This is a genomic window from Tessaracoccus sp. O5.2, from assembly GCF_964266725.1.
Taxonomy (GTDB): domain Bacteria; phylum Actinomycetota; class Actinomycetes; order Propionibacteriales; family Propionibacteriaceae; genus Arachnia; species Arachnia lapidicapta.
In genome coordinates this window covers 1-21140 of record NZ_CAXWGV010000005.1, presented here as the reverse complement: position 1 = coordinate 21140, position 21140 = coordinate 1, and the positions used below count along the sequence as shown (strand labels likewise).

The 21140-nt window shown below is 67.8% G+C and carries 17 protein-coding genes and 1 riboswitch; of the genes, 6 read left to right on the top strand and 11 right to left on the bottom strand.

Going from position 1 to position 21140, the window contains the following annotated elements:
• Positions 1 to 579: 579 nt before the first annotated feature.
• The 3 genes from ACFQPD_RS03010 to ACFQPD_RS03000 all read right to left on the bottom strand — a co-directional run bounded on the left by ACFQPD_RS03010 (position 580) and on the right by ACFQPD_RS03000 (position 6940).
• On the bottom strand, positions 580 to 3255 hold the full coding sequence (locus tag ACFQPD_RS03010) for a cation-translocating P-type ATPase (protein ID WP_385898279.1): 2676 nt from the start codon (positions 3253 to 3255) through the stop codon (positions 580 to 582).
• 292 nt (positions 3256 to 3547) lie between these two features.
• A complete protein-coding gene (locus tag ACFQPD_RS03005) occupies positions 3548 to 4078 on the bottom strand; it encodes a YqhA family protein (RefSeq protein ID WP_353080842.1) in 531 nt (176 codons plus the stop codon).
• Between the two features lie 132 nt (positions 4079 to 4210).
• Positions 4211 to 6940, bottom strand: a complete 2730-nt coding sequence (locus ACFQPD_RS03000; RefSeq protein WP_385898276.1) for a phosphoenolpyruvate carboxylase — start codon at positions 6938 to 6940, stop codon at positions 4211 to 4213.
• 48 nt (positions 6941 to 6988) lie between these two features.
• Between ACFQPD_RS03000 and ACFQPD_RS02995 the strand changes: the two genes are divergently transcribed.
• From ACFQPD_RS02995 to carB, 4 genes are all read left to right on the top strand, one after another.
• Positions 6989 to 7315 carry a helix-turn-helix transcriptional regulator gene (locus ACFQPD_RS02995; RefSeq protein WP_385898274.1) on the top strand — a complete coding sequence of 109 codons (327 nt, stop codon included), beginning with the start codon at positions 6989 to 6991 and terminating at the stop codon, positions 7313 to 7315.
• 127 nt (positions 7316 to 7442) lie between these two features.
• Positions 7443 to 7940, top strand: a complete 498-nt coding sequence (locus ACFQPD_RS02990; protein WP_385898273.1) for a beta-class carbonic anhydrase — start codon at positions 7443 to 7445, stop codon at positions 7938 to 7940.
• Positions 7941 to 7999: 59 nt separating this feature from the next.
• The gene (carA, locus tag ACFQPD_RS02985; protein WP_385898270.1) at positions 8000 to 9118 is read left to right on the top strand and encodes a glutamine-hydrolyzing carbamoyl-phosphate synthase small subunit; all 1119 of its coding nucleotides are present in this window, start codon (positions 8000 to 8002) and stop codon (positions 9116 to 9118) included.
• Positions 9118 to 12438, top strand: coding sequence for a carbamoyl-phosphate synthase large subunit (gene carB / locus ACFQPD_RS02980; protein WP_068750346.1), 3321 nt, complete (start codon positions 9118 to 9120; stop codon positions 12436 to 12438). The genes carA and carB overlap by 1 nt, the downstream gene beginning before the upstream one ends.
• Before the next feature lie 105 nt (positions 12439 to 12543).
• Here the strand turns inward: carB and ACFQPD_RS02975 are convergent, their stop codons facing one another.
• The 3 genes from ACFQPD_RS02975 to ACFQPD_RS02965 form a co-directional block, all read right to left on the bottom strand.
• Positions 12544 to 12693 carry a hypothetical protein gene (locus tag ACFQPD_RS02975; RefSeq protein ID WP_269466671.1) on the bottom strand — a complete coding sequence of 50 codons (150 nt, stop codon included), beginning with the start codon at positions 12691 to 12693 and terminating at the stop codon, positions 12544 to 12546.
• 156 nt (positions 12694 to 12849) lie between these two features.
• The gene (locus ACFQPD_RS02970; protein WP_385898266.1) at positions 12850 to 13173 is read right to left on the bottom strand and encodes a hypothetical protein; all 324 of its coding nucleotides are present in this window, start codon (positions 13171 to 13173) and stop codon (positions 12850 to 12852) included.
• A 17-nt stretch (positions 13174 to 13190) separates the two neighbouring features.
• On the bottom strand, positions 13191 to 13709 hold the full coding sequence (locus ACFQPD_RS02965; RefSeq protein WP_385898263.1) for an HAD family hydrolase: 519 nt from the start codon (positions 13707 to 13709) through the stop codon (positions 13191 to 13193).
• 154 nt (positions 13710 to 13863) lie between these two features.
• Between ACFQPD_RS02965 and ACFQPD_RS02960 the strand changes: the two genes are divergently transcribed.
• The gene (locus ACFQPD_RS02960; RefSeq protein WP_385898260.1) at positions 13864 to 15255 is read left to right on the top strand and encodes an IS1380 family transposase; all 1392 of its coding nucleotides are present in this window, start codon (positions 13864 to 13866) and stop codon (positions 15253 to 15255) included.
• A gap of 417 nt (positions 15256 to 15672) precedes the next feature.
• Here the strand turns inward: ACFQPD_RS02960 and ACFQPD_RS02955 are convergent, their stop codons facing one another.
• Positions 15673 to 15999, bottom strand: a complete 327-nt coding sequence (locus ACFQPD_RS02955; RefSeq protein ID WP_068750354.1) for a hypothetical protein — start codon at positions 15997 to 15999, stop codon at positions 15673 to 15675.
• A 1019-nt stretch (positions 16000 to 17018) separates the two neighbouring features.
• On the opposite strand from ACFQPD_RS02955, the gene ACFQPD_RS02950 reads away from it, so the two are divergent.
• Positions 17019 to 17249, top strand: a complete 231-nt coding sequence (locus ACFQPD_RS02950; RefSeq protein ID WP_385898258.1) for a hypothetical protein — start codon at positions 17019 to 17021, stop codon at positions 17247 to 17249.
• A 79-nt stretch (positions 17250 to 17328) separates the two neighbouring features.
• Here the strand turns inward: ACFQPD_RS02950 and ribH are convergent, their stop codons facing one another.
• From ribH to ribD, 4 genes are read right to left on the bottom strand one after another with little or no spacing between them, the layout of a single operon-like run.
• The gene (gene ribH, locus ACFQPD_RS02945; RefSeq protein ID WP_068750356.1) at positions 17329 to 17796 is read right to left on the bottom strand and encodes a 6,7-dimethyl-8-ribityllumazine synthase; all 468 of its coding nucleotides are present in this window, start codon (positions 17794 to 17796) and stop codon (positions 17329 to 17331) included.
• Entirely contained in the window at positions 17796 to 19025 is a 1230-nt protein-coding gene (gene ribB, locus ACFQPD_RS02940) for a 3,4-dihydroxy-2-butanone-4-phosphate synthase (RefSeq protein WP_068750357.1), read from the bottom strand. The genes ribH and ribB overlap by 1 nt, the downstream gene beginning before the upstream one ends.
• On the bottom strand, positions 19018 to 19641 hold the full coding sequence (locus ACFQPD_RS02935) for a riboflavin synthase (RefSeq protein WP_068750359.1): 624 nt from the start codon (positions 19639 to 19641) through the stop codon (positions 19018 to 19020). The genes ribB and ACFQPD_RS02935 overlap by 8 nt, the downstream gene beginning before the upstream one ends.
• Positions 19642 to 19643: 2 nt before the next feature.
• Positions 19644 to 20729: a bifunctional diaminohydroxyphosphoribosylaminopyrimidine deaminase/5-amino-6-(5-phosphoribosylamino)uracil reductase RibD gene (gene ribD, locus ACFQPD_RS02930; protein ID WP_385898254.1), complete on the bottom strand. Its 1086-nt coding sequence runs from the start codon at positions 20727 to 20729 to the stop codon at positions 19644 to 19646.
• Positions 20730 to 20837: 108 nt separating this feature from the next.
• Positions 20838 to 20969, bottom strand: a riboswitch (FMN riboswitch).
• Positions 20970 to 21140 lie beyond the last annotated feature (171 nt).

The window sequence follows — 21140 nt, the reverse complement described above, 5'->3', positions numbered from 1 at the left end:
ACAAGCGAGTCCTCTACAAGGGGACCCTCCCCCTCCTCGCCCTCCGCGACTTGACCGAGGTCGGCAGGTTCACACCCCGCGCGAAACTCTGGCCGCGGCGGTTGTGGCTCCACCCGCACGGCGGCAGCGGCGCGTCGTCGCAGGTGACGAGCTGATGTCGCCGTCGGGCAGTCAACGCTCATGACATCGGATTCTCTGGATAATCCGATGGAATAGCCGACAGGCGCTGGTCTCCTCGTCGAAGAGCAACTCGCCGCCGCCTGCCCTCCGGCTCGTCGACTCCTCAGGGGTAGCACTGATCGTTCTCGGTGAGGACATACCGGCTATCCAGACGCGAGTACGAAATCGCCCGATGGGCGCTCGGCCACGGCCAGGATGTGATGGATCAGCCGCGGGCCACGTCCGACACGTTCTCTCGGATGCTGTTGCTGGCCGGGTTGGCCGACCATGAGGGTTGAGGTACACAAGTTTGGCCCCAACCTTCTATGCCGATGGAAGGGAGCGGGATGACCGCAACCGACACACTGGATCGTGAGGAACGACGGGTACCTGATCCTCGCCCGCTGCACCAGCCCGGCCTCAGTGGCGTCCGATGCTGATACCAACACCCCTGCGACGATCGACGGCCTTCACGCTCTCGATCAGCACCAGCAATCCGACGCCGGTGGCCGCTGCGATCATCAGATCGACCGCGCCCAGCGGCTCCAGCCTCAGGAAAACGCCCAGCGGCGTGTAGAGCGCTGCCAACTGCAGTGCCAGGACCAGTGCGGCGATCCACAGCAGCAGCGTGTTGGAGCGCCACCCGATCGTGGTGAGCGAGTCGTGGTGGGACCGGGTGGCGAAGGCCTGCCCGATCTGCAGGAACGCCAGGGTGGTGAACAGCATCGACTGCCACGCCGGGTTGCCGGTTTCGTGGTACCAGAAACCGATCCCCAGCGCCACGAAACCGATGACCAAGCCGATCCACACGGTCCGGCGGCCCAGGCCACCCGTCCAGAGACTCCCGCCTGGCACATGCGGAGGCCTGCGCATCACCTTGGACTCGGCAGGCTCCTTGCCCATCGCGAGGCCCAGCAAGCCGTCGGTCATGAGGTTGAGCCAGAGCAGCTGCAGCGGGAGCAGGGCCACGGCCGCCGTCCCATCGAAGGGGAGGAGGAGGAACGGGATGGGCCATCCGACCATGACGATGATCTTGCCGAGGTTTCCGGCCACGGCGAACGAGACGAACCGGCGCAGGTTGTCGTAGATGACCCTGCCCTCCTCGACGGCGGCAATGATGGTGGCGAAGTTGTCGTCGCGCAGCACCATGTCCGAGGCCTCCTTCGAGACGTCGGTGCCGGTGATGCCCATGGCCACGCCGATGTCGGACTTCTTCAGCGCGGGTGCGTCGTTGACGCCGTCGCCCGTCATGGCCACGATCTGGCCGTGACGCTGCAGCGAGTCAACCAGGCGGAGCTTGTGCTCGGGCGAGACGCGGGCGAACACGTTCACCGTCCTGCTGGCGTGATCGAACTCCTCGGCGTCAAGGCGGTCCAGCTCGACGCCGGTCAGCACGCCCCCGTCGCGCCCGATACCGAGCTCGCGGGCGATGGCCTGCGCGGTCAGGGGGTGGTCGCCTGTGATCATGACCGGCCGGATGCCCGCGCCCTGGCAGATGGCAACGGCAGCGGCCACCTCGGGCCGCGGGGGATCGATGATGCCGACGACACCCAGCAGGACGAGGTCGGTCTCAGGGTCGGCCGGCGTGCTGCCCGGAGGAACGAGCCGCACGGCGAGGCCCAGCACCCGCTGGCCACGGGAGGCCAGGTCCTTGTTAGTGTCCTCGACCCAGTCGCGTGCCGCATCGTCGAAGGTCCGGATGGCGCCGTCCGCGAACACTCCCGTGGCGCGCGTGACGAGCCCGTCGACGGCTCCCTTGACGAAGATGAGATCAAGGTCCTGTGGCAGCTGTGCGAGTTCAGGCACCCGCCCGGCCAGCGCCGCGTGCCGGGTGCTCATGCGTTTGCGCTCGGAATCGAACGGCAACTCCCCGATCCTCGCCATGACCGTGCGCAACGACGCGACGTCGATCCCACCGGCCTGGGCGGCCTCGAGCAGGCAGGCCTCAGTGGGGTCGCCGATTGTCTCGATCCCCTCACCGTCGACGTGGCGAAGTTCGGCATTGTTGCACAGCGCCCCGGCCGCCAAGGCGACAAGGGCCGCATCCGACGGCGAGCCGCCACCCGGAGTCCAGGCGCCGTCGGGCAGGACGAGCGCCGAGACCGTCATCTTGTTCTGGGTGAGGGTGCCCGTCTTGTCCGAGCAGATGGTGGTGACCGAGCCCAGCGTCTCTACCGCAGGCAGTTTGCGCACCAGCGCGTTGCGCCGCAGCATCCGCTGGGCACCCACGGCCAGCGTGAACGTCACGACGGCCGGTAGACCCTCTGGGATGACCGCAACGGCCACCGAGATGGCGGTGAGAACGAGGTTGCTCCACGTCTCGCCGGCTAGCGCGCCAAGGAGCGCAACCACACCGGCGGTGGCCACGCCCAGGACGGCCAACTGTTTGCCGACATGGTCGAGGCGCGCCTGGAGCGGGGTCTGCTCCGCCGTCACCCCCTGGAGCAGGTCGGCGATCCTGCCCAGTTCCGTGGCCATGCCAGTGGCGATGACCAGACCCACGCCACGGCCGTAGGTGACCTCGGTTCCGGAAAATGCCATGTTGACGCGATCACCCACGGGGAGGTCTGAACCCGCTAGAGGTGCGGTCATCTTGTCCACGGCCTCGGACTCGCCGGTCAGGGCAGCCTCCTGGATCCTCAGGGAGACCACCTCCACGAGTCGTAGATCGGCGGGGACAACGGTGCCTGCGTCCAGTTGGATCACGTCGCCCGGCACCAGCTGCCTGGCCGGCACTGAGACCGTGACGCCGTCGCGCAGCACCCGCACGGTGGGGACCGTCATCTGGCGAAGCGCGGCGATGGCTTTCTCCGCGCGGTACTCCTGGAAGAAGCCGAGCAGCGCGAACAGAAGCACGATCCCGCCGATGGCTCCGGCCTCCAGGAACTTGCCGAGGACCAGCGAGAGGACGGTTGCCGCGATGAGGATCAGCACCATCACCGAGGTGAACTGCTCCCACAGAATCTTCCAGGCCGGTTTGCCCCCGCGATCGACGAGTTCGTTGGTGCCGTAGCGCTTCAAGCGCTCCTCGGCCTCCGCCGTCGTGATCCCGGAGGCCCGGGATTCAGTCCGCGCCAGAGCTTGGTCGGTGCTCATCAGGTGCCAGGACGGATCAGTCTCGGCTGGGCTGGTGTCGGTGAGGCTGTCCGTGGGCAAGGTGTCTCCCGGAGTGAGGTTCAGGGGCAAAAGTACGTTGAGTCTCTCCCGCCTTACGGCCGATCCGACGGGCTTGCGCCGTGCTGACGTCGGACCCGTTCTTGGGATACTCCCTCTCCGGACAGTTCGAGGGTACCTGCCCTTGGGGGTGGCCGCAACAGGGCCGTCGTCCCAGTCACGGGAAGGTTCGACAGTGAAGCACCACGCCTGGCCTACACGTGGCGGAGTGCTCCTAGTGGGGTCGTTGCCAGTTGGCGAAGGCGAACAGCAGGGCGCCGATGAGCGTGACACTGACCCCTACCGCCAACAACTCGTCCGGTTCCGGCCGGGCGACGATCACCTCAAGGAAACGCACTGCCATGACCAACAGCAGCGTCCCAGCCGTTCGGCCTTTGAGGTGGTCAAAGGAGAGCGTGGTGAGGCTTGGGGGTAGGTTGAGGTCGCCGACGAAAAGCTCCCACAGTCCGTAGCCGACGATGAGCAGCACCGTGGCTATGAGGATCGAGTCCACGCTCTCGTACAACTTGACCAGCGCAGCGTCGGGGCTGGTAGACGCTGTGAGCAGGGCCTCGACAAACAAGAAGGCCTTGCTGAGTGCCCAGAGGTACGTGGCCACGGAGAGCAGAAGTGCGGTGACCGCGCCGATGGAAGCGACGTACCGGAAGAGCTCGAGACCCCGCTTCATCGCCCCTGCACCTGTCCTGGAGGGCCCTGCGCCGGGGCGGTCCTCGGGCTCGTCCCGCTGGGCCGGCTCAGACTTCATCACGGTCCACGGGGACGAACGACGGCTGGGGGTGCAGCACCGTGGATGTCATGCCGAGAGTCTAGCCATTCCGGCAGACGGAGAATCGGCGTGCCCCTGCGGATTCCGAGGGCGCGCAAGCCTTCCCCACCGCTATCCAGTGTTCTGCAGACCGGCAGCCGCTCCGTTCACGGTGGTCAACAGGACCCGCGTCCACAGATCCGGGTCCTCCTGCGAGGGGGCGTCGTCTCTTGGAGCAGCCTCGCGCATGACGCGCAGTGCGCGCAACTGGAGGTGGCTGAGCGCGTCGATGGACGGGGCCCGCAGAGCAATCCGCGTACCGAGCCGGGGCTTGCGCTCCAGCAACTCCCCCTGTTCGAGGATCGCCAGCACCAGGCTGCGCGTCATTTCGAACTCCTCCAGCACCGCGCTTGTGACGCCCTCGTGCCCGCCGAGCGCGAGGAACGACTTCGCCAGGCGCGGGTTCGCCTTCGCGAGGCTCATCTCCGCGATGTCGATCATGCTGGCAAACAGCGGCCACTGACGGTAGGCAGCGCGCAACCGCTCGAGGTCATCCACAGCGGCCAACCCGGAGCCCAGCCCGAACCAGCCGGGCACGTTCGCCCTGATCTGGGACCAGGCGAACACCCAGGGGATGGCCCGGAAGTCACTCAGATCCCTGCCCTTCTCCGCGCCGCTTCGCCGCGCCGGACGGGATCCGAGCCTCAGCCGCCCCAATTCTTCGAGCGGGCTCGACTCAGCTACGACGTCGGCAAAGCCAGGCGTGCGCACGAGGCTGAGGTAGGTCTCGCGAGACACCCGCTCCACCGTCGTCGCGACATCGTCGAACGCCTCAGCGGCGGCACTGTTGCGGTGCACCACGTCGTCGGTGTCTGCGAGCAGCACCGCCGAGGTGAGCCGTTCCAGGTGCGCTTGGGCCAGGGTCACGTCCGCGTATCGGGCAAAGATGACCTCGCCCTGCTCGGTGACCTTGAAGCGACCGGAGACCGAACCCGGAGGCTGGGCCATGATGGCCCGGTGCACAGGGCCTCCGCCACGGCCCAGGGAGCCGCCCCGGCCGTGGAACAACGTGAGCTGGATGCCGTGGCGCTGCGCCCACTCCACGATCTGGGTCTGCGCCCGGTAGAGGGTCAGAGTCGCGCTGGCCGGTCCGACGTCCTTGGCCGAGTCCGAGTAACCGACCATCACCTCGACGTGCCGGTCCACCTCGTCGAGCCAGCGGCGGGTGCTCTCCAGGGTGAGCCACTCTTCAAGGACAGCGACGGCCCCGCGCAGGTCGGCTCCGGTTTCGAACAGCGGAACCACGTTCAACCTGAGGGCGCCGTCACCGACCGCGAGGCGGGCAAGAGCGCGCACCGCGACGAGGTGCTGAGCCTGCTGGGTGAAGCTCACCACGTGACGGCCGCAGGACTGAGTCCCCCAGCGCTCCTGAAGCCAGGACATGACCCGCAGGGTGTCGAGCACCTCACGGGTGGCGTCGGTGAGTGCCCGGACGTGGGCCGGCCAACCGTTGACCGCGAGAGAGTCGAGCATCTCCAGCCGCGTGGGGCTGCCGGGCGCCTCCGGGTCCCAGTCGAGTTGCCCGAGCAGCTCGTCCAAGACTCGCCGGTGCACGTCGCTGTGCTGACGCACCTCCAGGTCGGCCAGGTGGAAGCCGAAGGTTTCGGCCAGCCAGATCAGGTGTTGGAGCTCCCCGAAGGCCGCCCGTGTGTCTCCTGCCCGCTCCAGGGAGGTCTGGATCAGATTGAGATCAGCCACCAACTCAGCGGGCTCGCGGTACGCGAGATCGATCTGGCCCTCTCTGGTGGCGGTGAGCCTGGTGGCGACGAAGAGCAGCTTCTGCCGATGCGGCTCTCCGGGAGACGAATTGCGGATGCCGTGGAAGATCTCCGGCGCCGTGACCGCATCACGGGCCAGCGCATTGGCCAATTCTGGCGATGCGGGGCTGGCGTCCTCGCTCATCGTGAGGGTGCGGGCGATGCGCTCCGCCGCGGTGGTGAGCGCCTTGAGGATGCAGTCCGCCTGGATGGACATGGTTTGCCGGGTGACCTCGGCCGTGACGAACGGGTTGCCGTCACGGTCACCGCCCACCCAGGAACCGAACCGCAGGAAGCCGGGCACCGACGGGCGACAACGGCCCGGCTCCCCGTCGGCGATCGCGGACTCGACGGTGCGGTACAACCGGGGCACCGCGTGGAACAGCGTCTGGTCGAACACGGACATCACGGTGCGGACCTCGTCCGCGGGTTGAGGTGGTGAGGTGCGCAGGGGCGAGGTGCGGCTGAGGATGTCGATCTCCTCCAACATCCGGCGCTGAGCGAATTCCCGCTCCTGCGAGCCGGAGCCCGGATCGTCGTAGCGGTCCAGTTGTTCGGCGATGCGATGAAGGGCCGAGGAGACGGCGCGCCTGCGAGCCTCCGTGGGGTGCGCGGTCAGCACCGGATGGATGCGGAGGTTCTTCACCGCCGCCGCTGCGGGGCCGAGTGCGGCCACCGCTGGCCACACGTCCGGCGCTGTGCCCGCCACCTCGGACTGTGTTCCGCGGATGAGCCTGGAGCGGTACCGCTCCTCGCTGAGGTTGATCAGGTGGAAGTGAACGGTCAGGGCCTGCGCGAGTTGAAGCGCCTGGGTAGCGGTCAGTGCCCCGACGATCCGGCCAGGCTCCTCGGGGTCGCCGCCATCGGCGGCCCGTGCCGCAGAGTCCTGCACTTGCTGCATAAGCGTGGCGAGCGCGCCGGCTCCTCTCTCGTGGAGAACCTGCTCATGCAGTTGTGTGAGGATGTCGATGTCGGCTTCCAGGAGCCGGTCAAGACCGTACGGATCCTGGTCCAGGTGGATCGCCTCGGCAAGGGGATTGGTCATTGGTACCTCTCTATTTCGTGAATGATGAATCGGGTATCATGCTCCGCTATGGCACCTGGCGACTGGACCTTTCTCTCCAATTACGGCCACGTCCTCGTGGCCCTTGCCCGGAACCCGACGGCGCGGATGCGAGACATCGCGCAGCAGGTGGGTATCACTGAACGAGCCGTGCAGCAGATCGTCGGTGAGTTGGTGACGCAGGGTCACGTGATCAAGGAAAAGTCGGGACGGCGAAATGAGTATCGCCTCGCTCCCGATACCCATCTGCGCCACAACCTGGAGCGCGGCGTCAGGGTCGCCGACTTCGTGGCGATGGTGAGCGGGGCTGGTGAAGCGAACGTGACTCGCGGGACGCCGAACAGGGCGAAGAGTTGACTTACCCATGCCCCCATCTCTCGCGATCGGGCGTTGCGGTCGGCCTGCCCCCGCCTCGCACTGGACTTTCTACTGCTCCTAGTTTCCGGAATTGCAATTCGCGTGTCAAGTCGCTATCGTTCTGACCATGGACGAGGACTTCTTCGGCGATCTCATCGCTGCGAACCAGCGCTACGCGAGGTCCGGACCCCGGCCCTTCGACGGCATCGCACACGCAGGGATCGCCATCGTGACATGCATGGACTCACGCCTGGAGCCCTTGGAGATGCTGGGCCTGACACTGGGCGAGGCCAAGATCATGCGCACGCCTGGGGGCCATGTCACACTGGACGCGCTCACCGGATGCGTGCTGGCCGCACACCTTCTCAACGTGGACCGCATCCTGATCGTCCAACACACCCGCTGTGCCATGGCCAGCGGCGACGACGATGCGATCCGTCGGCGCGTGTCGGAGACGACCGGTGCGGACCTCGGCACCCTGCCCATCGGGGCGGACCCGGACCAGCATGGCCGGATCCACGCCGATGTCGCACTGCTGCGGCAGCACCCGTTGCTCTCTGACCGGGTTAGGGTCGGAGGCTTCCTGTACGACGTTGAGACCAGCCTCCTGGAACAGATCGCATGAGCGCCCCCCCTGCTCAGGGCAGCTCCAGCGAGGCTTACGCAGGGACCGCTCGTTTTCCGATGCCAGCATTGCTGGTCTTGGAGGACGGGCGGTTCTTCTGCGGCACTTCCTTCGGTGCCGCTGGAGAGACTTTCGGGGAGGCCGTCTTCTCCACAGGCATGACGGGCTACCAGGAGACTCTCACCGATCCCAGCTACCACCGCCAGGTTCTGATCGCGACGGCTCCTCACATCGGCAACACCGGATGGAACGAACAGGACAACGAGTCGCGCCGGATCTGGGTGGCCGGGTACGTGGTCCGCGACCCCTCACGGATGCACTCGAGTTGGCGCGCCAGCGGCTCCCTGGACGACGAACTGCGTCGGCAGGGGATCGTCGGCATCGCCGACCTCGACACCCGCGCGCTGACCCGCCACATCCGTGAGAACGGCGCCATGCGGGTGGGCCTCTCCACCATCGAGACGGACCCCCAGAAGCTGCTCGCACGGGTCCTGGAAACTCAGCCGATGCTGGGGGCGGACCTCGTGGCCGATGTCACCGTCGCCTCCAAGCAGATCATCGCGGCAGTGGGCACGAAGCGCTTCACAGTGGCCGCGATCGACCTCGGCATCAAGGACATGACGCCCACCCGGCTCGCTCAGCGAGGAATCGAGGTGCACGTCCTGCCTGCTGCCAGCACCCTCGACGACGTCACCGCGGTGAGTCCCGACGGGGTCTTCTTCTCCAACGGGCCAGGCGACCCGGCGGCAGCCGGACGTGCGGTGGACCTTCTCACGGAGATCCTGGACGCGGGGCTGCCCTACTTCGGGATCTGCTTCGGCAACCAGATCTTCGGCCGCGCACTCGGCTTCGACACCTACAAGCTGAAGTACGGCCATCGCGGCATCAACCAGCCGGTCATGGACCTGGCCAGGGGCACGGTCGAGATCACCGCCCAGAACCACGGCTTTGCCGTCGATGCCCCCCTTGGCCAGCCCGTGACCACCCGTTGGGGAACTGCACGCGTGTCCCACGTCTGCCTGAACGACGATGTGGTCGAGGGTCTGGAGTTGCGCAACGCATCCGGCCGACTGACTGCCTTCGCCGTTCAGTACCACCCGGAGGCAGCTGCAGGACCGCACGACGCCGACTACCTGTTCGACCGCTTCATCGACGTCATGGCCGGAAAGGACGCCTGATGCCCCGTCGCACCGACATTTCCTCGATCATGGTGATCGGCTCCGGCCCTATCGTCATCGGGCAGGCCTGCGAATTCGACTACTCCGGCACGCAGGCCTGCCGCGTGCTGCGCGAGGAGGGGTTCCGCGTCATCCTGGTCAACTCCAACCCGGCCACCATCATGACCGACCCCGAGTACGCCGACGCCACCTACGTCGAACCGATCAGGCCCGAATACCTCGAGCAGATCATCGCCACGGAGCGCCCCGACGCCCTGCTCGCGACCCTTGGCGGACAGACCGCCCTCAACGCCGCCATGACCCTGTTCAAGAGCGGAGTGCTGGAGCGCTACGGTGTCGAGCTCATCGGCGCCTCCGTCGACGCCATCGAAAAGGCGGAGAACAGGCTGGAGTTCAACCAGATCGTCACCTCACTCAAGGTGCCCGGCGCTGACGCCGGTGTGGCACGCTCGCGAATCTGCCAGGTCATGGACGAAGTCCTTGCCGCCGCGGGGATCCTCGGATACCCCATCGTGGTCCGGCCGAGCTTCACCATGGGCGGGCTCGGCTCCGGCATCGCCTACAACCAGGAGGAACTGATCCGGATCGCCGGGGCAGGACTTTCGGCGTCGCCGGTCACCGAGGTGCTGATCGAGGAGTCGATCATCGGCTGGAAAGAGTTCGAACTCGAAGTCATGCGCGACGGATCGGACAACGTCGTGATCGTGTGCTCCATCGAGAACCTAGACCCCATGGGCGTGCACACCGGGGACTCCATCACAGTGGCCCCCGCCATGACGCTCACAGACAGGGAGTACCAGGCCATGCGCGACGTGGCCATCGCGGTGACCAGGGCGGTCGGCGTCGAAACTGGCGGCTGCAACGTCCAGTTCGCACTCAACCCTGTCGACGGGCGGCTGATAGTGGTGGAGATGAACCCGCGGGTCTCCCGATCCTCGGCGCTGGCCTCGAAGGCCACCGGCTTCCCGATCGCGAAGATCGCAGCGAAGGTGGCGGTGGGCTACACCCTCGACGAGATCCTCAACGACATCACCGGCGAGACGCCCGCCTCGTTCGAACCGTCGCTGGATTACGTCGTGGTCAAGTGCCCGCGCTTCGCGTTCGAGAAGTTCCCAACCGCTGACAGCACCCTCACCACGCACATGAAGTCAGTGGGCGAGGCCATGGCCATCGGCCGAAGCTTCACCGAAGCACTCGGCAAGGCTCTGCGCTCGCTGGAGGACCCGGCGGCTCTCTTCGACTTCACTCGCCCGATCATCGAGAGCGTGGACGAGCTGCTGCGCCGCATCGCCCGACCGCACGACCACCGCCTCGCCCTCATCATGCAGGCGCTTCGTGCCGGCGCCACCTCGGCACAGGTGGTAGAAGCAACCCGGATCGATCCATGGTTCGTCGACCAGCTGCAGCTGATCCGCGAGACGGCCGACCAGGTGTGCTCGGCCCCAGAGCTGACGGGCGGTCTCATGCGGCTCTCCAAGCGACACGGCCTCTCCGACGATCAGATCGCCGACCTGCGCAATCTCAGCCCAGACGTTGTCCGTGGCCTCCGCTGGGCGTTCGGCATCCGGCCCGTGTACAAGACGGTCGACACCTGTGCCGCCGAGTTCGCGGCCCGGACGCCGTACCACTACTCCAGCTACGACGAGGAGACCGAGGTCGAGCCCCGCGCCCGGCCCGCCGTCATTATCCTGGGCAGCGGTCCCAACCGGATCGGGCAAGGCATCGAGTTCGACTACTCGTGCGTGCACGCGGCCATGGCGTTGCGGGACGCCGGCTACGAGACAGTGATGGTCAACTGCAACCCCGAGACGGTCTCGACCGACTACGACACCACCGACCGGCTGTACTTCGAACCCCTGACGCTGGAGGACGTGCTGGAGGTGGTCCATGCCGAGCTCGCGGCCGGGCCCGTGGCGGGCGTCCTCGTGCAGCTGGGCGGGCAGACGCCGCTCAAGCTCGCACAGGCGCTCAAAGACCGCGGAGTCCACATCGTGGGCACGTCGCCAGAGGCCATCCACCTGGCGGAGGATCGCGGAGAATTCGGCGCCCTCCTCAGCGCCGCAGGCCTGCTGTCCCCCCAGCACGGCACGGCCGTCTCCGCCGGACAGGCGCTGGCGGTCGCCCACACGATCGGTTACCCCGTGCTGGTTCGTCCCAGCTACGTGCTGGGCGGGCGCGGCATGGAGATCGTCTACGACGACGCCTCACTGGTGAGCTACATCCAACGCGCAACCGAGATCGACCCCTCGCACCCCGTGCTCGTGGACCGGTTTCTCGACGACGCGATCGAGATCGACATCGATGCGCTCTTCGACGGGACGGAGCTCTACATCGGCGGCGTGATGGAACACATCGAGGAGGCCGGCATCCACTCCGGCGACTCGGCGTGCACCCTTCCTCCGATTACCCTCGGTACCGAGACCATCGACCAGATTCGCAGCTCCACCGAGATCATCGCCAAACGGATCGGGGTGAAGGGCCTGATCAACATTCAGTACGCGCTGCTCGGCGATGTGCTCTACGTGCTTGAGGCCAACCCGCGGTCATCGCGGACCGTGCCCTTCGTCTCGAAAGCCACCGGCACGCCGCTGGCCAAGGCCGCAGCCCGAATCTCACTCGGCGCGATGATCGCCGAACTCCGCTCAGAGGGAATGCTCCGATCCGGGGGAGACGGCGCGACGGCGCTCGCGTCGGCACCGATCGCCGTGAAGGAAGCCGTGTTGCCCTTCAACCGGTTCCGCAGCCCCGAGGGCGTCGGCGTCGATCCGCTGCTCGGCCCGGAGATGAGATCCACAGGCGAGGTCATGGGGCTCGATGCGGCCTTTGGCCCCGCCTTTGCCAAGAGCCAGGCCGCGTCGTTCTCCGCTCTTCCCACGACTGGGACGGTGTTCGTCTCGGTGGCGAATCGCGACAAGCGGCACGCGATCTTCCCGATCAAGAGGCTCGCCGACCTCGGGTTCCGGATCCTGGCCACCGAGGGCACGGCACAGGTGCTGCGTCGCCACGATGTTGCGGTCACTGTGCTCCGGAAAGCGTCGCAAGGTCCAGGTCCCAACGGTGAGCTGACGGTGGTGCAGGCCATCGCGGCAGGCGAGATCGACCTCGTGGTCAACACGCCGCACGGCCACTCGCTCCATGGCAGCCCCCGACAGGACGGCTGGGAGATTCGCGGCGCGGCCATCCGCGCCGGCGTGCCTTGCGTCACCACGACCCAGGCCCTCGCGGCGTGCGTGCAGGGCGTCGAATCCCTGCGCCAAGGAACCCCGGGGGTGCGTTCGCTGCAGTCCTGGAACGCCGCGATTCAAGCTGATCTCCCCTGATCCGTGGCCCGCTCCGTCCCAGCGCCACTGGGCAGTGGGGTTGGGCGCTGTGGGGTAGTGCCGGTGAGCGCCACCGGTGGTCGGGTGACGCTCACCGGCTGTGGCTCATGCGGTGGCGGTGTGTTCGCGCATGTTGGTGCCGCCGGTCTCGATCCTGATGGTGTTGTGGACGACGCGGTTCATGATCGCGGCAGCGTGGACACCGGAGCCGAGCCCGTGGTGCCAGTCCTTCTTCGCGTACTGGGTGCAGAACACGGTTCAGACGGCGTCATAGCGGCGCTCGAGGAGTACCACGAGCATGCTGCGGGTGCTCTCGTCGGGGCAATCCGCTGGACCACTGGCTCAACGAGCGACTCGGTGGGTGTCTGTTGCCCGGCCAGCGATTGACGTGCTGGGCCTGGTTGGCGCCGCTCAACTCCCGAAGAGTCTTCCCCAGCCGGGAATCTCAAGGTTGGAGAGCTGCTCCCCGAAGCCAGTGATGTCCTCTCCTAATCCGGCGACCTGCTCGGTTGCCCCCGCAGCAATATCGCTTGCCCCGCCGGCCAGGTCAGCGGCCCCGGCGGTGAGGTCCTCGAGACCGCCGGTGAAGCCTTCCAGGTCGATCGAGCCGGCAAGGGCATCAAAATCGACACCCGCGGTCAGGGCTTCGGCGAGGAGCGGGGCGGCGACGGCGCTGATGGCCGCGCCCCCCGCGACGGCGATCAGGAGCCCTCCTGTCGCACCGGCAGCGGCCACCCCGACCCTCTGCCCGGTCATGGCGGCGCCGGGTCGAGGGGTGCGGGCGAGGATCCCGGCCAGTAAGCCGGGCCGAGCGGCTTCGGCGCGGGTGGCGGTGCGGGCAAGGTCGGCCGGTTGCGATGTGCGCGGCTGTTCCGCGTGAGTTGGTAGTCGGCTCCGAGTCGACGGACCTCCTCCAGAACCAGGTGGTCGTGGGTCGCCGAGCAGCCTAGGAGTACCTGCCCGCGGTCGACCTGGACCCCGCGGCGGGCGAGCGCGTCGGCCAACGCGGGATCGATCGGCTGAGCCAGCACCTGCGACCCCTCCTGGGTGTGAAGCACCGCGCCGTTTTCGGCGACGATTGCGTCGAACCAGTTGTCCACATCGGCGAAGCCCGCCCGCAGGTGACGCAGTGTGCGGCCGGTGACCAACACGAGGCGGCGCCCGCCGGCTCGCGCCTCGCCGAGGGCAGCGAGCACGGCCGGGGCGGGTCGCTCACCGTCTGTCAGAGTGCCGTCGAAATCGAGTGCGACAGCGCGGAAATAGTCAGGCATGGCCTTCCATCAAGTGGGTGAAGGTCCTCGTTAGCCTCGCGCTTTCATGACGGTGGGTGGACTGTAGCGGCCTGAGATGGCGAAAGTGCCCCTGACTTGGGATGATGTGACTTGTCAAGAGAACACAGCAACCAAGAAGAGGAGCACCTTCGAGGTGAAGAGTACCGGCTTCTATCCCAGGGTTCATGTCGATACCGCCAAGGTCACCGCGGTCGGCCAGGCCGGCGGGATCCTACTGACCGAAACCATCCGCGCCGCCGGCCTCGACCGGGCACTGTCCGAGGCGCTGTCCCGGTGGCGGAAACCGTTGGCGATCCACGACCCGGGCAAGATCATCTGCGATCTGGCTCTGTCGCTGGTGCTCGGCGGTGAAGCGTTGAGTGACCTCGCCACCCTGCGCGCCGAACCAGGGGTCTACGGCCCGGTGGCGTCGGACCCGACCGTGTCCCGCCTGATCGCCGCCCTGGCCGAGGATGCAGACAAGGCCATCAAGGCGATCTCCGGAGCCAGGCAGCAGGCCCGCGCCAGGGCTTGGTCCCTGGCCGGTGAGCATGCCCCCGACCATGCAGCCACTGCCGAGGATCCTGTGGTGATCGATCTCGACGCGTCCCTGATCACCGCCCACTCGGAGAAACAGCGCGCGGCGCCGACGTTCAAGCGAGGGTTCGGGTTCCACCCGTTGATGGCATTCGCCGACCACGGCCCCGAGGGCACCGGCGAAGCGTTGGTGGTCCACCTACGCCCCGGGAACGCCGGCTCGAACACCGCCACCGATCACATCACCGTCACCAAGCAGGCGTTGGCGCAGCTCCCCGACCGCGACCCTCGCCCCGGGCGCAGGGTCCTGGTCCGCGCGGACGGCGCCGGCGGCACGAAGGACTTCACCGCCTGGCTCGCTCAGCACCGCGTCGCCTATTCGGTGGGATTCACGCTCCCACTCGACACCGGCGCCCTCTACCAGCAGGTCCCCGACTGGGTCTGGGTCCCCGCCCTCAACGCCGACAACCAGCCGCGGGAAGGGGCCGACCTGGCCGACTTCACCGGACTGCTCAACCTGTCGGGTTGGCCTACCGGGATGCGGGTGATCGTCCGCCGGGAACGGCCTCACCCCGGCGCTCAGCTGCGTTTCGATGACGTCGACGGCTACCGACTCACCGCCTTCGCCACAAACACCACCCTCGGCACCCTGCAGCAGCTCGAGTTGCGGCATCGTCGCCGAGCCCGCTGCGAAGACCGCATCCGGATCGCGAAAGACACCGGCCTGACCAACCTCCCCCTCCACGGGTTCAACCAGAATCGGATCTGGTGCCAGATCGTCGCACTCGCCTCCGAGTTGCAGGCCTGGAGCGGGATGCTGGCCCTGGCCGGCCATGAAGCCCGACGCTGGGAACCGAAACGGCTCCGCTACCGCCTCTACACCATCCCCGCGACCCTCGCCAGAAGAGCCCGCCGCGTCGTCGTCCACCTCACCGAGCAATCCCCCTGGAGTGGGCTGATCATCGACAGCATCGGCCGACTCCGAAACCTCCCGGCACCCGCCACCTGACCCCCAGACCTCCACACGACCCTCTGAATCACGAAGCTCTCGGCCTGGAAACCCGCACCGCAAACGTCAAGCGGAGTCTTGTCACACCCACCTGCAAGAATCAGAACAACCCCGACGCCACCGGCGCCGACCAGCCCCACACAGGCCCGTCATGAAAGATCGAGGTTAGCAGGGATGTCCCCTTCGAATGTTACGGTATTCATGAAACATGCTTCGCGTTTCAACCCCACGAATGATCACGGGGTACCACCAGCCCTCGAAACCCCAGTTGCCCGAATCAGCAAGTCAATCCGTCGGCCCCCTGCGGCTCGGGCGGAGGCGCCGAGTCCTCCGGACGCCGACTCAAGTGGCCGATATTAGTCCGCGGCCTCGGCGCGCCGCACACCGCCGACTCCACCGGCGAAGTCGCCATCGCGGTCACGGCCATCGCCGCATGGCGTCGACAACATCGTGCACGCCGCCGGCGACCCGGCTGCCGGAGTATCTGACCGTCTGAGCGCCGTTGGCTTTCGCGGTTGAGTAGCCCGGGGAGTGGGGTTGGGGGCCGGGGGCGTGGATGCCGGAGCCGAGTCTGTGGTGCCAGTCGTTCTTCGCGCGCTGGGTGCAGAACACGGTGGAGACGGCGTCGCAGCGGCGTTCGAGGAGTTCCAGTAGCATGCTGCGGGTGCTCTCGTCGGGCGGGTCGAGGAGTGATTCGTCGATCACGGGCAGCGTGAACGCGGCGTACTTGCGCAGGAACTTCACCTGGCCCCTGGAGTGATCTCCAGTCGGAGCCTCAATCGGCCCACCACCGCCGGCAGCGCTCCCACCGCTCGGCTCGGCATCCAGTTTGTGGACCTTCAGGATCGTGTCACGACTCGCGCCACAGAGGCGAGCGGACCCTGGATCCGGCATTATCACCACAGTCGGGAACCGTGGGGAATGAGCCCTCACCAACAAGGCGAGGCTCCCCTCCTCCAACGCAACGTGGACCATTTCCCCAGGTATCACCCCTTGCCAAAGGCGCTACACCCCAGAAACAGAGAATCGACGAGAGGTTTTCACCTCTCGCCGATTCCCGGTATTTGCCCTAGTCAGAGGCACTATTTGTGCGCGAGAGAGGAGTTGAAGCTCTCTTCTATCAGCCGATAATGGCCCCCTGACAAGGTCTTATGTGGGTTGATTGCCACTTCGTCACCTTGTCGTGGGGAATACGTGGGGAATAGCACCGGAGCCAAGGCCGCGCGGACCTCGCGTCCAAGACTGCCTTCAGCATAGGCCGACGACCGCCAAGCGTCGCAGCCCCAACCCACCCGGCGTTCACCGCAACGCTGCCAGCAGAGCGGCGCCGACCAGGCAGGCTCAAGAGGAGTGCCTCCAGGGCGTCCACGAGCCCTCGGGCAACCACGCACGTGACAGCGACGGCCTCCATGTCACACCTCCCACAGTCTCGGCGATCTCGGTGTACGACTTGCCCCGCGTCGGCGCAGGACGCCGTGGACGTCGGCCTCCTGGAGCCACAATCCTGTCCCGGTGACATGGTGGTGTGGCTCGGGGTTCATTGGCGTCCTCCTGGCGGCGGCGAGCGAACACGACATCCGTCCTAACGGGCTCCGGCTCCTCCTCGCGGACAGGGGCGCCGCGAAGCCACCAGGAGACTGGCGCTACGGATCGTCCCTGTCCGCCGAATCCAGAGTCGGACGTCCACGTCGGCGGACCAGACGTCGCCACCACCCTTGATGACAGGGACCGGGTGCGGCGTGCGGTCGACGACGACCCCACTGGTGGCGGGTTCGACCGGGGTGGCGCCGGGCGGTCCATTTCTCCGCCCGCTGGCGACCATCGCGAAGGACGCCCCCCTGGAGGCCGCCGTGGCCGCCATGCAGGCGGGCGGCACCCACTTCGCGCTCGTCGTCGACGGTGAGGAAACGATCGGTGCCGCGATCCTCGAGGACGTCGTCGAGCGAGCAATCGGAGAGGTGAGGGACGTCGCCCAGCTGCCACGCACGCCTTGAACGTGGTGACACGCGCAGACGATCGAACGGCTCACCGGCGGCCATTCCGGGTGTCCGGGCGCTTGCAATGGTAGGAGGATCAGGGCACCGCGGCGGTCAGCGCAGAGAGGGTGGCCAGGACGGCCTCGGCCGCCTCGCGTCCCTTGTCCTCCGGTGATCCGGGGAGCCCAGCCCTGTCGAGCGCCTGCTGCTCGGTGTCACACGTGAGGACACCGAAACCGACGGGCGTTCCAGTGCGGGTCATCACGTCGACGATGCCGTGGGTGGCGCCTGCGCAGACGTAGTCGAAGTGGGGTGTCCCGCCCCGGATGACGACACCGAGCGCGACCAGCCCGTCGAAGTGGTGGGCCAGGCGGGCACAGGCGACCGGCAGCTCGAACGTGCCCGGGACGCGGACCACCGTGACTGTCGCGCCGGCCCGTTCCAGCGTGGTAACTGCGTTGGTGACGAGAGAGTTCATGACGAGGTCGTGCCAGGACGAGGCGACGACGGCGATGCGTCGGCCGCGGCCGTCGACGGTGAGGTGGGGGGTGCCGGAGCCAGCCATCAGGCCTCCTGGACGAGGGTGGACGCGGTGGGTAGGCGGTGGCCCATCCGCTCGCGCTTGGTGGACAGGTAGTGCACGTTGTCGGGGTTGGGCTCCACGATGAGCGGACGGAGGCCGGTGATGTCGATCCCCGCCGTGCGCAGGCCGTCGGCCTTGGCCGGGTTGTTGGTGAGCAGTTCGGCCCGGACCACCCCTTGGGCGGTCAGGATGGCGGCGGCGGCGCCGTATTCGCGGGCGTCGACCGGTAGGCCCAGCAGGGTTTGGGCGTCGACGGTGTCCGCGCCGACGTCCTGGAGGGCGTACGCCGACAGCTTCGCGAGCAGCCCCACGCCGCGCCCCTCGTGACCTCGCAGGTAGATCACGACACCCCCCTGACGGGCAATGACGGCGAGGGACTCGTCGAGTTGGCGGCCGCAGTCGCAGCGGCGGGAACCGAACGCGTCCCCAGTGAGACATTCGGAGTGGAGGCGGACGAGCGGTGCCGCGCCATCGGTGGTGAGGCCGCGTGGGCTGATCAAGGCGAGGTGTTCGGCGCCGGTGCGCCGGTCCCGGTAGCCGTGCAACGCGAACGTCCCGTGGGCGGTGGGCAGCGTCGTTACGGCGGCCAGCGTGACGCGGTCGTACAGGTCGCGCCAGGCGACCAGGTCCGCGATCGTGATGACGGGCAGGCACTCGGCCGCGCCGAGGGCGACGACGTCGGGCGTCCGCATCACCTCACCCGCATCGTGGACGAGTTCACCGATCACGCCCACGGGCGGCAGGCCGGCCAGCCGGCACAGGTCGACGGTCGCCTCGGTGTGCCCCTGCCGTTCGAAGACCCCGCCGGGCCGGGCGCGCAGTGGCAGGACGTGCCCGGGCCGGATCAGGTCGGACGCCGCGGCGTCCGGGTTGCCGAGGACGCGGAGCGTGGTGGCCCGGTCCGCCGCCGAGATCCCGGTCGTGACCCCGGACGCCGCGTCCACGCTGACGGTGTACGCGGTCCGCAACGGGTCGGCGCTGTCGGGAACCATGAGGGGCAGGCCCAGACGGTCGGCCCAGTCGACGGGCAGGGGGGCGCACAGGTAGCCCGATGTGTGCCGCACCATCCACCCGACCCATTCGGCGGACGCCGTCGAGGCCGCCAAGATGGCGTCCCCCTCGTTCTCCCGGTCGGCGTCGTCGAGGACCAGGACCGGACGGCCGGCGCGCAGCGCGTCCAGGGCTGCGGGAATGGTGGCGAACTCAGGCATGGGTGGTCTCCCGCAGGGCGCCAAGTTCGAGACGCTCGAGGTGGGCGACGATGTACTTGCCGAGGATGTCCGCCTCGAGGTTGACGACCGCCCCGACAGCGGCGGGACCGAGGGTCGTCAGCTCGAGCGTGGTCGGGATCAGCGAGACCGTGAACCGGTCCGGCCGGATGTCGAACACGGTCAGGGACACGCCGTCGACGGTGACCGAGCCCTTCTCGACCAGGTAGCGCTGCACCTCGGCTGGGCAGGAGATCTCGACCACCTCCCACTGCTCGCCCGGCGTACGGGACAGGATGCGGCCCGTTCCGTCGACGTGTCCCTGCACGATGTGCCCGCCGAACCGGCCGTCGGACCCCATCGCCCGCTCCAGGTTGACCCGGTCCCCCGGGGTGAGGCCGCCCAGCGATGTTCGCCGGAGTGACTCGGCCATGACGTCGACCATGAACAGGTCCCCGTCCAGGCCGGTCACGGTGAGGCAGACACCGTTGACGGCGATCGAGCTGCCGTGGGTGGCGTCGGAGGTGACGAGCGGACCGCGGACGGTCACGACGGCGGAGTCCTCCAGGTGGCGGATCTCGACGACCTCGCCCAGTTCTTCGATGATGCCGGTGAACATGATCACTCCTTGCCAGAGTTCGGTTGGGGTTCTGAAAGATCGGGGAGGGGGCGGAGGGTGAGCCGGACGTCGTCGCCCAGACGACGCACATCGACCAGGGCGTACCGGTGGGCGTCCGCGAGGGTGGCGACGCCGAGGTCGCCGACCAGCGGGGAGCCGGAACCCACCAGGACGGGCGCGAGGTAGGCGACGATCTCGTCGACCAGGCCGGCGGTGACGAACGCCGCGGCGAGGGTGGCCCCACCCTCCAGCCAGACATGACGGACACCGGCTTCCTGCAGGCGTGCCAGGACACCTGCCGGGTCGTCGGCGAGCAGCAGCGTGGACGCGTCTGGCGACAGGACACGGGCGTCAGCGGGGATCGGGCGACGTCCGACGACCACCCGGATGGGTTGCCGGGGCGCTTCCGTGCCGTCGGGGCGGCGGACGGTGAGGCGGGGATCGTCGGCCAGCACCGTCCCCGTCCCGACGACAATCGCCCCGCAGCGGGACCGCAACCGATGGACGTCGAGCCGGGCGGGCTGGCCCGTGATCCACGCCGACGTGCCGTCCGCGGCGGCGGTCCGGCCGTCCAGGGTGCCCGCAACCTTCCAGGTGACGAAAGGACGCCCGTGCGTCACCGAGAACGTCCAGGCCTCATTGAGGAGGGCCGCTTCCGCTGCCCGGACGCCGCCCAGCACCTCCACTCCACCCGCGGCCAGCGTGGCCGCGCCGCCGGACGCGGGCGGATTCGGGTCGGCCTGGGCGTACACCACGCGACGGACGCCGGCGCGCAGCAGCGCCTCGGCGCAGGGACCGGTGCGGCCATGGTGGTTGCAGGGCTCCAAGGTCACGTACGCAGTGGCGCCCGCGGCGTCCGGACCGGCGCCGCTGAGCGCCTCAACCTCGGCGTGCGGCGTTCCGGCGCCATGGTGCCAGCCCTCGCCCACGATCCGGCCGTCATCGTCGACCAGGACGCAGCCGACGCGTGGGTTCGGGTCGGCCCGCGGGGACCGGGCGGCGAGCATGAGGGCACGGTCCATGGCGCTCTCGTGCGCGCTTGTGGTCGCATCGGCTGATCGCCGGTCTTCCAGGATGGTCGGACTCATCTGCCCCTCCGTCGTCTCGTGTGACGACTCCGGGGCAGGGACATGCCAGCGCGCAGCGAAGCCGGACCCGCCAACGCCGGAGCGTCGGCGCGCGGCAATGCCACGAACCGCGTGCGCCTCCCATCCGGACTTTAACCGTCGGTACCGGAATCCCACCGGTTCAACCATTGGCTCACAAGGAGCCGCCGGGTCGCGGACTATCACCGCCGGTTCGGAGTTTCACCGACCCCGGAGCACGTTCTTGCGTCAAAGCGTAGCGAACTCCACGCGTCTCAGCAGGATGTCGAGTTGACTCATCAGAAACCTCCGCTTGTGCGGGGTCGTTGCCTCGGGTAGAAACCTCCGGTTAGGTGTGTCGTTGCCTCGGGTGAGGACCTCCGCGTGAGCACCATCACGGATGGAGCTGACGAT

What these genes read in the sequence shown, in the direction of transcription:
- carB (WP_068750346.1), top strand. Translation starts at nt 9,118, where the DNA reads ATGCCCCGTCGCACCGACATTTCCTCGATCATGGTGATCGGCTCCGGC.
- ACFQPD_RS03010 (WP_385898279.1), bottom strand. Translation starts at nt 3,255, where the DNA reads ATGAGCACCGACCAAGCTCTGGCGCGGACTGAATCCCGGGCCTCCGGG.
- ACFQPD_RS02965 (WP_385898263.1), bottom strand. Translation starts at nt 13,709, where the DNA reads ATGCCTGACTATTTCCGCGCTGTCGCACTCGATTTCGACGGCACTCTG.
- carA (WP_385898270.1), top strand. Translation starts at nt 8,000, where the DNA reads ATGCCAGCATTGCTGGTCTTGGAGGACGGGCGGTTCTTCTGCGGCACT.
- ACFQPD_RS02935 (WP_068750359.1), bottom strand. Translation starts at nt 19,641, where the DNA reads ATGTTCACCGGCATCATCGAAGAACTGGGCGAGGTCGTCGAGATCCGC.
- ACFQPD_RS02990 (WP_385898273.1), top strand. Translation starts at nt 7,443, where the DNA reads ATGGACGAGGACTTCTTCGGCGATCTCATCGCTGCGAACCAGCGCTAC.
- ACFQPD_RS03000 (WP_385898276.1), bottom strand. Translation starts at nt 6,940, where the DNA reads ATGACCAATCCCCTTGCCGAGGCGATCCACCTGGACCAGGATCCGTAC.
- ribD (WP_385898254.1), bottom strand. Translation starts at nt 20,729, where the DNA reads ATGAGTCCGACCATCCTGGAAGACCGGCGATCAGCCGATGCGACCACA.
- ribH (WP_068750356.1), bottom strand. Translation starts at nt 17,796, where the DNA reads ATGGCTGGCTCCGGCACCCCCCACCTCACCGTCGACGGCCGCGGCCGA.
- ACFQPD_RS02995 (WP_385898274.1), top strand. Translation starts at nt 6,989, where the DNA reads ATGGCACCTGGCGACTGGACCTTTCTCTCCAATTACGGCCACGTCCTC.
- ACFQPD_RS03005 (WP_353080842.1), bottom strand. Translation starts at nt 4,078, where the DNA reads ATGAAGTCTGAGCCGGCCCAGCGGGACGAGCCCGAGGACCGCCCCGGC.
- ribB (WP_068750357.1), bottom strand. Translation starts at nt 19,025, where the DNA reads ATGCCTGAGTTCGCCACCATTCCCGCAGCCCTGGACGCGCTGCGCGCC.